Genomic DNA, 12,881 nt, shown 5'->3' with positions numbered 1-12,881 from the left:
TGCGTCAAGGGCTGCACGCCACCTAGCCTTCGCCGTTCGTGCGAATGTGGATACGGGCCAAAGCTGCAAACCTGGTAGTCGCGGTCAGAGCCTCCCCGGCGATCCTTCCCGAGGAGGCTCTGACCACTGCTGACGGACCGGTTTGGCTATCTCACAGGCGCGGGTCCTGCTGGACCTTCAGGGCGTTGAGGATCGGGTCGCGCTCGCCGATCTCGCTGCGGAGCTCGACCGTCAGATCGCCACCGGCGTGCTCGATGGTGACCGCGTTCACGTCCGCGGTCAGCGCACCCGCCTTCGCCTGCACGTCGTGGTCGTGGAGCACGGCCTTGCCGTCGACCAGAACATCGAAGGTACGCATGCCGGCCTTGACCTTCTCGATCTCCGCGAAGTCGAAGCCGAGCCGGTACGTCCCGGCGGGCGCATTCTTGAACACGTAGGTGAACGTCTTGCCGGTCCGCTGGGTGCGGAACAGGTCATCGTCTTCCGTGCCGCCGATGTCGGCCTTGGTGGCACGCGCCGTGCCGCCGACGTAGCCCCACGGCCGCGAACCGAGCTCCTGGTCGGGCGACCAGACGAAGCCGTCGGTGCCGACGTACCCGGATCCGCCCACGTCGACGCCCTTCCAGTAGGCCGAGGTCGCCATTCGGACCGGCTTGAGCTGGGCCTCGCGCTTGCCGGCGTTCGACGCTACGAGCACGTCCCCGACGAGCACACCGGGCTCGACGCCGGCGTTGTCGGCCGTCGCCGTGACCGTGGTGGACTCCCCGGCCGCCAGCGTGACCGTGCCGGTTGCGGCCGCGCCCGTGAGAGTCAGCCACGGAAGGTCGGCGGCCTCGTGCCCACCGTCGCTGGTCCGCTTCTGTTCGCTGAGCCGCACCTCGAGCGGGGCGGAGCCGGTGTTGGTCACGGTCACGCCGGCCGTCGCCTTCTGGCCCTTGTCGAGGAGCCAGTCGAGGTCACCTCCCGTGACGGTGGCGATGCCCGTGGTCAACGCCGTGTCGACCACCTCGGCCTGATCCTTCTTGGCGATGGTCACGGGGTGGCTGGCGGTGACGTAGTTCGGCGCCGACACCTCCACGGTGTTCTCGCCGACGAGCGCCTGGGCCTTCCACCGGCCCTTCGCGTCGGCCGTGATGACCCGCTCACCGCCGGGCCCCTTGAGCGTGACGATCGCGCCCTCGATCGGCTTGCCGTCGTTCTTGTCGGTGACGGTGCCCTCGATCGTGCCCGCGGCCGGGAGGGTGTACTCCAGGCCCAGGCCGGCCTTCAGGATGGGCTGGTCGAAGGAGTACTGGCCCGCGGGGTTACGCGTCAGGCTCTCCACACCGACCGTCGCCGACGACCCCCGGGTGAGGGGGTTGTCGCCGCCGACACCGTCGCCGTACCCGATCTGGATGCGGCCGTCCGCGATCAGCGTGACCGAGAAGCTCACGCGAGCCGTCTGGTCGTTGTAGAAGGTGGCGTTGCGCCACTCGATGACCTCAGCAGCCAGGCCGTCCACCTCGGTCTTGCCGAAGTAGATGCCCGCCTCGTCGTCGACGACCAGGTCGTCCCAGAGCGGATAGATCGCGTCGAAGCCGTATGGCGACGGCAGCTCCGTGTTGTTTCCCACGGCGCTGGCCTGGTCGAAGATCAGCTGGCCGTTCGTCGTCACGCACACGCCGTCCCAGGCCGTGTCGTAGAACGGGAACAGGAAGCTGGAGTCGAACCACAGCACGCCGCAGACGTCATCGCCGTGCCACCCGGACTCCTCCGTACCCTGGCGGTAGAGCCCGTCGGTCACCTTCATCGAGTACGAGCGACCGGCGGGGGCCACCGGCACGGGGCCCGGCTCCGGCTGTTCGGGCTGGGGCTCCGGCTCCGCCGTGTCTGCGCGCGGGTCGAGCGTCACACGCAGCGCGGCGATGGTCGGGGCCCGTAGTCCCTTCGAACCCCGCAACTCCACGGTCAGCGGACCGCCCTCGTGCTTCACGACGGCGGTGCGCCAGTCGGCGGCGTTCGGCCCCACGGCTGCGGCTGCGTCGTACGCGTACTCCGTCAGCGAGCCGTCCACGAGGACGTCGAACACCCGCTTCCCCTTGGCCACGTTCTCGATCTCGGCGAACCCGAGATCGATCGCGTAGGTCCCCTTGGGCGCGTCGGGGAAGCTGTAGGTCAGGTCCTTGAGTGGCGTGGTGCGCTGGGACTGGAACAGGGCGTCGTCCGTCGTGCCTTCGATCCCGGCCGGCGTGGAGGCGACCTTCGTCTTCCCGTCGTAGCCCCACGCCGCCTTGCCGGCGGCCTGGTCGCCCGACCAGGTGTAGCCGGAGCCGTCGGTGAACTTCGAGCCGCCGGCGTTGACGCCGACCTGGTACTTCGTGGTCGTGAGCGTCACCGGGACGTAGGTCTTGGACTGGCGTCCGGAGTCGGACCTCACCACGATGTTCGCGCCGAGGACCCCTGGCTTGGCGTCCTTCGAGGAGATCGAGACCTTGACGGTCGTCGACTCGCCCGGGGCGAGGGTGCCGCCGGTCGAGGAGAGCGACAGCCACGGCAGGTCGGTGAGCAGGTCGTCCTCGACGTCGACCAGCACGACGTCGTCGGCGACCTGGTCCGCCGCCCACAGCGCCCCGGTCGAGTCGGTCTCGAGGCCGCCGCCCTGGGTCGCCTTCTGGCCCGGGAACCACCACGCGTTCACCAGCGAGCAGTCGTCGGGGTCGACCTGCAGCAGGCGAGTGGGCCGGTTCGAGGTGAGGTCGGTGTACCAGATGGTGTCGGACGCCTGGTTGTAGGCCAGGCCCATCACCTCGGGCAGCGGCGGCGCGCAGAACGACAGCAGTGCACCGGCGTTGTCGTGCGACGTGCCGGCGACGGTGCCGATCATGCCGTTCGCCCGGCCGCCGACGTAGAACACGTCCTCCGCCGGGTTGTAGGCGAGTCCGGTCAGCTGCAGCGTGGACCAGTCACCCTTGATCTGCCGGGTCTCCTTGCCGGTCTTGCGGTCGAAGCAGTGGATGTAGCTGGCCGGGCTGTCCTCCATCTGGCACATGTCACCGGTCTTGGTGTCGAGCGCCATGTCGAACGCGCGGTACGCGGGGTTCCACGACGCGTCGAAGACCTTGCCGGTCGGCTTGCCCGTCACCGTGTAGGCGGTGTTGGTCCGCTCGATGTAGTCGTGGACCCAGACGTCACCGTCGTACCCGATGCCGGTGGGCTCCTTCTCCTGGATCGTGCCCGGGATGGGGATCCGGGTGATGACGTCGCCGCCGGAGGTGGGGCCGACCTTGGCGGCCGCCTGTGCTTCCGCCTTGCTCGCCGTCGCAGCCTTGCCGTCGGCGTTCGACGACTTCATGCCGCTCGCGCCGGCCTTCCACGCGGTGAGGTCGATCGTGCTGGCCGCACCCGTCCCGGTGCGTGCGGTGGCGCCGGCGGCGTCAAGCTCCGGGTGGCGCGCGGCCTCACCCAGGTCATACGTCAGCGGGGCGGAACCGGTGTTGGTCAGCGTCAGCGAGCCCACACCGTTCTGGTCGGTGCCCAACACGGCGTCGAGGCCGCTCGCCTTCAGACCGGCGACGCCCGTGGTCAGACGCGCGTCGATCTTGGCGTTCGCGTAGAGCTTGTCGAGGGAGAAGGGGTATGCCGCGGTCGTGTAGTTCGGCGCGTCGACCGTCATGGTGTAGTCGCCGACCGGAAGCTGACGGTGCACGATGCCCGTCCCGTTGGTCGTGACCGCCTCGACGAGCCCGTTCTTGTTCGTGAACGAGACCTTGGCCCCGGACACCGGCAGCCCGTCGTTCTTGTCGACGACGGTCGCGTCGAGGTAGCCCCAGTCCGGAAGGTCGTAGGTGACGATCATCCCGTCGTGCAGCACCGGGGCGCTGTCGGAAAACCGGATGCCGTCGACGCCGGCCCAACCCTGGATCCCGGTGATGGTTTTGGCGCCGGCGGTCACCGGGTCGTCGGTGCCGATGCCGTCGCCGTACCCGAAGATCACCTTGCCCGAGCGGGTGAGCGCGGCCGAGAAGTTGACCGGCTCCGTGTACTCCGACCGGATCGGGTAGGCCCAGATCTTGGCGTTGCGGAACTCGACGACGAACGCGTCCTCGCCATCGACCTTGGTGGCCGCCGTGAAGACGCCACCGCCGGGGGCGAACTCGACGGGGGTCTGGACGTAGAACGGGAAGACGCCCGCACCGCCGCTGCCGGGTCCGGTGCCCTCGTCCGGAGTGATCACGCCGCGCAGGCTGATACCGAGGGTGTCGTGGCTGCCGTTGTAGAGCGCGATCGGGAACGGCAGCTTCACCGTCGCCCACACGCCGTTGGTGAACGCGACCTGGTCGGTGCCGCGCAGGTACTCGCCTTCGGAGACGGCGCAGCTGTAGCCGCCCTTGTCGACGACGAGCCCGACCGGGATCTCGCGCGACTCGTTCTGCGCGCCGACGGTCAGCGGGACCGTCGTGGGCGACAAGCAGGCGTTGGGCGTGACGGCGAGCCCGTACTGGCCCTCCGGCACACCGGCGATCGTGAACGCGCCGTTGGCATCCGTGCGTACCGGCTTCAGCGGCGTGTCCTTGACGGAGACGTCGGCGTTCGGGACCGGCTGCTTCTTGTCGTCGACGACCTTGCCGCTGATGTCGTGGCGCGCGGCGGCCGTGAGCGGCAGCTTGACGGAGGTGTCCTGGCCGAGGGAGATCGTGACGTTGGCGGTCGCGGTCAGGTAGCCGAAGACCTTGGTGCTGACCTGGTAGTCACCGGCCGGCAGGTTGATCTTGAACCGGCCGTCCTTGTCGATGCCGATGGACCGGCTGAACGGTCCGCTGATCGTCACGTCGGCGGCGGGGACCGGGGCGCCGTCGGCGGTGACGACACCCGTGAGGGTGCCGCCCTGCCGGGGCGCGAGCTCGAGCAGGCGGACGAGGTCGAGCCGGCCTTCGCCGTACTTGTTGTTGACGTCGGCGGTGCCGCCGCACTCGGTGTCGTCGACATCGACGGCCGAGTCGGCGAGCAGGCGGCGGGTCTGCTCAACCTGCCCGATGAGCGTCGGGTCGTAGCTCCACAGGTCGGCGACGGCGCCGGCGACGTGGGGAGCCGCCATCGACGTGCCGGCCATCTCGACGTAACTGTTGTTCGGGTAGGACGATCGGACGGCGACGCCCGGAGCGGAGATCTCGGGCTTGATCCGGCCACCCTCACCCTCACCCTTGCGGGAGAACGACGCGAGCGTGCCGTCCGAGTCGTACGCGCCGACGGAGTAGGCACTCTCGGCGGAGCCGGGCGAGGAGACGGTGTCGCAGGCCGCGTACGGCGCGGTGTTGCCCGATGACCAGACGCTGAAGATGCCTGCCGCGCTCCAGGCCTCGTCGATGGCCTGGAAGAAGCCGTCGAAGTTGTGTTCGACGGTCTGACCCCACGAGTTGTTGATGACGTGGGGGCGCCTGGACGGGTCAGGGTTGTGTCCCTGGACGTCGGTCGGGGCGAGCAGCCACCAGCCGGACTTGAGCAGCGACTCGACGCCGCTGCTGTCGCAGCAGCCGTTCGTCGCGATCCACTGCGCCCCCGGGGCGACGCCGACGTGGTTGGTGCCGTCGTCGCCGACCATGGTGCCCATGGTGTGCGTGCCGTGTCCGTTGTCGTCGCACGGCGCGCCCGTGCACGTGCCCCGGGCGGCCATCCAGTTGTAGTTGTGGTCGACGGTGCCATCCGGCTTCGTGCCGCGGTACTGGTGCATCAGGGCGGGGTGGTCGAACTGGACGCCCGAGTCGAGGTTGGACACGGTGATGCCCGCACCGGTGGCGCCCATGGCCCACGCCTGGGGGGCGTGAATGGCGTCCAGACCCCACGTGGCGGTGCCTGCCTCGGCAGCGGCCTTCGGGGCGGCGGGGCGGGCGGCCTTGTCGGCCGGCGTCTTTTCGTCCACGGGCTCGACCAGCGCGACCTGCGGCGTCGCGTGGATCTCGGCGACCTGCCCGACCGAGGCCACGTCGAGCGCGAGCTTCTGCGTGCCGCCCTTGACGAGCACGGCGTTGACGAGTGGGTAGGACGTGTACTTCACGCCCGCCGCGTCGAGCTCGGCGGAGACGGACGCCGCGGAGCTCTTCGCTGCCCCTTTCAGCGCGTCGTAGACGAACTGACCCCGAGCGCTCCAGTTCGCGATCTTCTTGGCGGGGGCGAGATCGGCCTTGGTGTCGAACGTGATCCAGAAGTCGGAAGTTGGCTGCGCGCGGAAACGGTCCTTCAGGCTCGACTCGATCTTGTTGGCGGCCGCGCCGGGATCCGGCTCAGCGGCGGACGCCGGTGGTGGCTGGATCATGCTCAGGCCGACCGCTACGGCCAGCGAAGCCGCGAGGGCTTTGAGTCTCATGGGGGTCCTTCGCCTACAGGGGTTGGTAGGGGTCGTGGCTCTCGTGCTCGTCGGCACCATCGGCGTCGTGGGCGTCGGAGGCGTCGCGGGCGCTGACGCGCGGCTCGCGCGACAGCTCGGGTGGTGGCTGGTGCTCGCTGGCGGAGTCGTCACGCGCGACAGGTTGCTCAGCCATGCATTCGCCTACGGCTATGGATCATGCAGTCATGCTCGACGCACGAGTGACCGCTCGCTATCCAGCGGATACGTCAATTTTCACGACGCGTCGCCGAGGGAGTCCTCTTCTGCGAACACTCCGGCCTCCACTGCCTTGACCGCGAGCGCGGTCCGGGAGGTCACCTTCAACTTGCGCATCGCCGCACGTAGCTGTTGATCCACCGTGGCTGGCGACTTGGCCAGGATCCGGCTGATCTCCCGGTTCGTCCTACCGCCGACAACCAGTTGGACCACATCGAGCTCGCGAGGTGAGAGCTGGTCGCCGTACCCTCGTCGGCCGCCGCGCCACAGTCGCGGAACCTCGGCGCCGTGTTCGCGAAGCCGTTGTGCGACACGGTCCGCATCGCCGCGGGCTCCGAGCCTGAACAGTTGCTCGTACTGCGCGGCCAGCAGCTCTCGGCCTTGCTCGAGCTGGCCTTGCGCGATGAGCGCCTCGGCTTGACGCTCGCGGGCGAGCAGGACGTCGTAGGGGCGCGGCAACGCGCTCCAGGCGCGCGCCGCCCGATCGTATGCCGTCGCCGCGCGGGCATGGTCTCCGGCTGCGGCGAGCAGCAGGGCGCGGCATAGGGTGAGCGCGGCGCGAGGCGCAGGCGCCGTACGGCCACGCAGTCCTCTGGCGAACTGGTCGCCCAGGCGTGTCGCAGCCTTCAGGTCGCCCGCGGCGAGGTGCGCCTCGACCCGGGCCGGGACGAGGTCCGTCGCCCAGACCCAGATGCCCTTTCTCCGGACCGTGTCGATCGGCTCGTTCGTGACCTGCAGCGCCCGGCCGCTGTTTCCGTCCGTCAGCCACAGTCTGGCCAGCGCAGCGGCGGCCTCCATCGTGTCGTCGGCTGCGCCGAGACGGGCAGACTCCTCGAGGACGAGCCGGAACTGCTCCTCCGCGGCGCGCCGCCGTCCGGCTGCGGCTGCCAACCGGGCCGCGAGGCGAACGCTGCCGAGGTAGTGCGCCGGCCGGTCCCGGTCGGCATCGGCGAGTGCCGCGCTTCGCTCCGCGAGACCCTCCCACCGGCCGGTCAGCCACGCCAGGTTGGCCCCTTCGAGCCGGACGTTGTGCTGCAACCGGGACGCCCGCTCGGCCTCGGCAAGGCGCAGGGCCACGGCGAGGTGTTTCTCCGCATCGGCGTACCGGCCCCAGATCAGTGCGCCGGTTCCGACATTCGCGTGGATGCGGGCCACGTCGAGACGCTCCGCCGAGCTCGCGCCGTCGGTGGGCAGGCCGGCGACGACGTCCCAGGCCTCCTCTTCGCCGAGCATGAGCAACGCCGCGGCTCGGTTGCCGGCCAGGTTCAGCCGCTCCGCGGGAGAATCGAATTCGGCGGCGAGCTCGGCGGCGCGATCCAGCCAACGCCGGTGGGTCGACGCCGGCCACGGCCCCGCATAGGCCCATCCCAGATAGGTCATTGCCCGAGCCGCCTCGACCGGGTCATGGTCAAGGTTGGCCACCGCCTGCTCCAGCTCACTGAGTGCGGCCTGTGCCTCACCCCCGGTGATCAGGAGTCGGCCCAGCGGGTTGCGGATTTCGGCCTGCTGACGGGCGGACAGACCGGGGGTGTGCAGGACCGAGCGCAAGGTACGGATCACGCGGTGGTGGACCTCGTCGACCCGCTCACGACGGCCCAGTGCGGCAACTCCGGCGATGCGCGCGACTCGTGCCCGATCCGCCGGCGGCAGCTCGGACCACGACAACAGATCGACCAGCAAGTCGACTGCCTTGGTGTGATCACCCGAGGCCATGGCCAGCTCGGCGCCCTGCTCGGCGTACCGCGCCCAGGACCGCGTCTCGCCCGCCTCACGGAAGTGGTGGGCAAGGCGTGCGACAGGCGGCGGATGGATGTCCTCCAAGGCCCGGCCGGCCAGCAGGTGCAAGTGTCTGCGGTCGGTCAACGGGATCGCTTCGTACACAGCCGTGGCGGCCAGCACGTGACGGAATCGCCACCGGCCGCGGTCGTCTCCGTCCAGGACGCCGGCGTCGGCAGCTTCCGCGACAGCGACTCGACACGCAGTTGGTGACAGACCGGCGGTCCTCGCGATCGTGGCCAGCGACGACCGTTCAGCTAACGTGGCCGCGGCTCGCAGCACCTGCTGCGCCGTCGGCGACAGACGGCCCACCCGCTCCCGGGTGGAGTCGCGCACCGTTGGCGGCACCTGTAGCTCGCGCAGCTTCAGCCGGACCCACTGCCCGTCGCGGAAGACGAGGTCGGCACGGTCGCACATGAGGCGAACCGACTCCTCCAGCGCCAGCGGAACGCCACCGGTCCGCTCGTGCATGAACGTCGTGAACTCCTGCGATATCGGGTTGCCGTCCAGCATCGAGGACACCAGTGCTGCCGTGTCGTCGGGTCGCATCGGCGCCAGGGCGATCCTCAGCTGGGTCACGCCAGCGGGCAACCGAGACGTCAGCCGCAGCAACAGCGACCCGACGTCCACCTCCTCCGGCCGATAGGAGATCACGAGGCTTGGCCCGTCCGACTGCTGTCGGGAGGTGACGAACAGCAGAAACTCCAAGGTCACCTCGTCGGCCCAGTGAGCGTCCTCGAGCACGAGAACGTCGACACGCAGAGCCCGCAGCAGCTCGTCCAGGGCGCGGAACAGGCGATGCCGTGCCGCCTTCGCGTCGTCCAAGGGCGGCAATGCGGGCGGCAGGTCCGAGGACCATTCAGGGAACAGGGGCCGTAACGCACCCGCCAGCTCGCTGAGCCGCAATCGCGACACCGGGCGGTCGATCGCACGGAACGCGTCGACGATCGGCCCCAACGTCAGCGACTCGCGAAGCGGTGGGCACACCGACACCAAGGCGTTGCGCTGGTCCGGCGCGGCCAACCACTCCCGCAGCAGTCGGCTCTTCCCGATCCCCGCCTCGCCCTCCACCAGCACGATCGCCGGTGGCCGGGCCAAGGCGCTCCTGAGCGCCGCCAGCTCCCGATCACGACCCACGAAATCCGGCGTGGAAACCGTCGGTGAAGTCCTGGCGGCGGGCAAGGGGTCGAGCATGCGTGATGATCTCGCTCTTCGCTGCTCGGGCGCAAGTAGCATCGCGGCGACTCACGTTGCGTGATGGCAACGGTCATCGACCAGTCGGGTGGCTTCGGGTCGCCTACGCTCCGACGAAGACGATGTCGGACGCCTTGCGGATGGCACTGCGCCCACCATCGGCCCCGACCAGGTATGCCGTTCGGATCGGCGCTCCCTCGGTGAGCTTCCGACTTGTGCAGCTGCGCAAAGTGGTCCTTGTGGCGGTGGCCACACCGCGGTGAGGGTGAGCGCAACCCGTGCCGCAAGGAGTCGGCCGGGCGCTGGACCACCTTGCAGGAGCAACAGATGCGTAGACCCAAGGCACCACCCGCCCTCGCCATCCTGGCGGCGGCCGCCCTCCTTGGAACCACCGCCCAGGCCGCGAACGCGGCAACGGGCACGACGACGGCCGCGGAGGCGTCCGTCCCGGCCAGCGTGGCGCCCGCTACGGACACCCCCGCGCTCGTGGACGACCTGGCCGACCCGGTTGACGCCACGACCGCACCGGACAAGGCGGCCAAGGCCCACCTCGCGGGCCACAAGGACCGCTACAAGATCGCCGACCCGGCCGGCACGCTCACCACAGCGAGCGTCGACGCACAGGGGGCGCGGGAGACGGTCCGGCTGAACCAGAAGTACAAGGGCCTGCCCGTGTTCGGCGCCCAGTACGTGGTGCGGATGGAGAAGAAGGCCGGCAAGCGCACGGTGACCGGCACGTCTGGCAGCTACTTCACGGACCTCGACGTCGACACGACGGGCACCACGATGCCCGCGAACGTCGCGATCTCCCGCGCGGTCGAGGACGTGCGCAGGAGCCTGCACCCCGGCGCGGCCGTGGTGGCCGGCGCCCCGCGGCCCGGCACGACCCCCGACGCGGCCCACGCCGACCTCAGCGGTACCGACCAGGGGCTCGTGGTCATGCCGACCGGCACCGGCCTGCTCGCGCGGCGCGTGCTCGTCAAGGGCAAGGACGTCGTCACGGGCCAGCCCGTGCTCCGCGACGTGTACGTGGGCGCGACGAACGGGGTGACGCTGCTCAGCATCAGCCGGATCAAGACGTTCGCCACCGCCCAGCAGGCCGCCGCCCTGGCCGCCGGCGGAAGCGCCGTCGCGCCGCGGACCGCGACGAAGTCGACCCCGGCGGGCAACGGCACGACGCCGGTCGTCGGCGAGGGCACGAGCCTGCACGGCGCCACGGTGCCGGTCCCGCTCGTCCGGACCGGCGACGCCAGCTCCTACCTCATGATCGACCAGACCCACACCGTCGCGGACGGCCGGACGGTGCCGATCACCACCTGGGACGCTCGGGGCCGGGACTACTACGAGTTGCTCGACGGCCAGCTGCCCGAGGGCGTGGGCCCGTTCGCGTCGCCGTCGAGCACGCTCGGCGCCGACCTGACCGACGCCGGCGCCGTGGACGCGGCCTGGGACGCCGCGAAGGTGTTCGAGTGGTTCCAGACGAAGCTCGGGCGCAACAGCCTGGACGACGACGGCATGCCGATCAACTCGATCGTCGGCATCACCTACGGTGGCTACCCGTTCGTCAACGCGTACTGGGACGGCACCCGCATGGTGTACGGCAGCGGCGACGACGAGTACCTGCCGCTGGCCGCCGACCCGGACGTCGTGGGCCACGAGATGACGCACGGTGTGGTGGAGAACTCCGCCAGCCTCGTCTACGCCGGCCAGCCGGGCGCCCTCAACGAGGCGATCGCCGACTACTTCGGCAACGCCATCGACCTCGACGCGGCGGGCACGTCGATGTCCGACCCGGAGGCGAGCCTGATCGGCGGCGACCTCTGCCGCACCCTGGCGCCCGCGAAGTGCGCCCTGCGCAACCTCGACGACGGCGCTACCACGGCGGACTTCCAGCACCTCATGGACACGCCGCAGATGGACGACGGCGGCGTGCACCTCAACTCGACGATCGTGTCTGGGGCGCTGTGGGACCTGCGTCAGGCGTTCGGTGGTGCGGTCGCCGACAAGATCGTCTACCGGGCGCTCACCGACTACCTCACGCCCATGTCCGACTTCGTCGACGCCCGCGACGCGGTGCTCGCCTCCGCCAAGTCCTTCGGCCTGAACACCAAGGACTTCAAGGCGGTGCAGGCGGCGTTCGACTCGCGCGGGATCACCGCGAAGTGGAAGGCGAATCTGTACGGCAAGAACACAGACCTGCTGGTCGACCGGCTCAACACCGGGCTGTACGTCGACATGACGGCGAGCATGGCCGGCGGCTGGTTCACCGTGCCGCGGTCGGACGCGAACCGCACCCAGCCGCCGTCGATCTGGGTGGGCCGCACCGACGGCAAGGTCGCCCCGTACCGGATCTCCCCGAACGACGGGAACACCCACAGCTTCCCGCACACCGACGGCAAGCGGGTCGTGTGGCTGTCGATTGAGAACAACCCCGACTCGCCGACGTGGGAGATCGACCGCATCCTGTCGGCGCCCGTCGGCGGCGGCGACGTCGAGGAGCTCTACAGCTCCCCGTACCGGATCGACGGCCTGGGCTTCGACGGCACCGTCGTCGCGTGGAGCCAGTACGAGCCGACGCAGGGGTACCGCGATGTCGTGCGCTACCTGCAGGGCAGCTCACCGACCGTCCACACCCTCGCACACCCCGACTGGCTCGGGAACGCGACAGCGCCGAGTGTCAAGAACGGGAAGATCTCGTACGTGCGCTACGAGGAGTACGCGCAGCCCGACGTCAACGGCAACCGGTGGTCGCTGGGCGTCGAGGTGTACGACGTCGCGACGGGGAAGACGACCTTCGCCGGCGGCGACCCCGGCGCCGAGACGATGAGCTACCCGCAGGTGTCCGGCACCGGCGTCGCCTGGGTGATCAACCGCGACTACGGCCGCTACGTCGACGGCGAGTGGAGCAAGGGGACGTTCAACGACTCGGTGCGGCTCTTCGACTTCGCCACGGGCACCAGCCACCTGCTCTTCGAGGAGAACTCCCCGCAGGCGATCCGTGCCGACGTCCTCACGCTGTCCGACACGACCCTCACGGTCACGGAGGAGGCCCCCGCGGAGCTCTGGCTCGCGACCGGCGGCTACCCGGACAACTCGCTCAACCCCAAGCTCAAGCAGTACACGTTCGGCGGGGCGTACCTCGGCCCGGCGTCGTGCAGTCCGGGCGCGCAGATGTTCGCGACCGCGGGCGCGGGGCGCGAGGTGATCTTCATGGACTCGTCGGCAGGCGGTTTCGGCCTGGCGTACGCGAAGGGAGCCAAGTCCTGCGAGTGAGTCCCCGCTAGGAAAGCGCGATGCACGACGGCGCCCGGTAGAGGGCGTAACGGCCACCGCT

General features: G+C 69.9%; 4 protein-coding genes. 1 reads left to right on the top strand and 3 read right to left on the bottom strand.

The annotated features are described in order from the left end of the window. Positions 1–151: 151 nt before the first annotated feature. From ACFOW4_RS06235 to ACFOW4_RS06225, 3 genes are all read right to left on the bottom strand, one after another. On the bottom strand, positions 152–6,340 hold the full coding sequence (locus tag ACFOW4_RS06235; RefSeq protein ID WP_377525319.1) for a S8 family serine peptidase: 6,189 nt from the start codon (positions 6,338–6,340) through the stop codon (positions 152–154). A gap of 13 nt (positions 6,341–6,353) precedes the next feature. Next, positions 6,354–6,515: a hypothetical protein gene (locus tag ACFOW4_RS06230; protein ID WP_377525317.1), complete on the bottom strand. Its 162-nt coding sequence runs from the start codon at positions 6,513–6,515 to the stop codon at positions 6,354–6,356. 80 nt (positions 6,516–6,595) lie between these two features. Next, the gene (locus ACFOW4_RS06225; protein WP_377525315.1) at positions 6,596–9,547 is read right to left on the bottom strand and encodes a helix-turn-helix transcriptional regulator; all 2,952 of its coding nucleotides are present in this window, start codon (positions 9,545–9,547) and stop codon (positions 6,596–6,598) included. A 327-nt stretch (positions 9,548–9,874) separates the two neighbouring features. Here ACFOW4_RS06225 and ACFOW4_RS06220 point away from each other — a divergent pair, with 327 nt between their 5' ends. Then, a complete protein-coding gene (locus ACFOW4_RS06220) occupies positions 9,875–12,820 on the top strand; it encodes a M4 family metallopeptidase (protein WP_377525313.1) in 2,946 nt (981 codons plus the stop codon). Positions 12,821–12,881 lie beyond the last annotated feature (61 nt).

Source organism: Micromonospora sp. GCM10011542 (assembly GCF_042650685.1).
In the GTDB taxonomy this organism is placed as follows: domain Bacteria; phylum Actinomycetota; class Actinomycetes; order Mycobacteriales; family Micromonosporaceae; genus Micromonospora.
The sequence above is the reverse complement of the archived record's forward strand: the minus strand, read 5'-3'. Positions and strand labels throughout refer to the sequence as shown.

Excerpts from the sequence above, each read along its gene's own strand:
- ACFOW4_RS06235 (WP_377525319.1), bottom strand. The coding sequence starts at position 6,340 with ATGAGACTCAAAGCCCTCGCGGCTTCGCTGGCCGTAGCGGTCGGCCTG.
- ACFOW4_RS06230 (WP_377525317.1), bottom strand. The coding sequence starts at position 6,515 with ATGGCTGAGCAACCTGTCGCGCGTGACGACTCCGCCAGCGAGCACCAG.
- ACFOW4_RS06225 (WP_377525315.1), bottom strand. The coding sequence starts at position 9,547 with ATGCTCGACCCCTTGCCCGCCGCCAGGACTTCACCGACGGTTTCCACG.
- ACFOW4_RS06220 (WP_377525313.1), top strand. The coding sequence starts at position 9,875 with ATGCGTAGACCCAAGGCACCACCCGCCCTCGCCATCCTGGCGGCGGCC.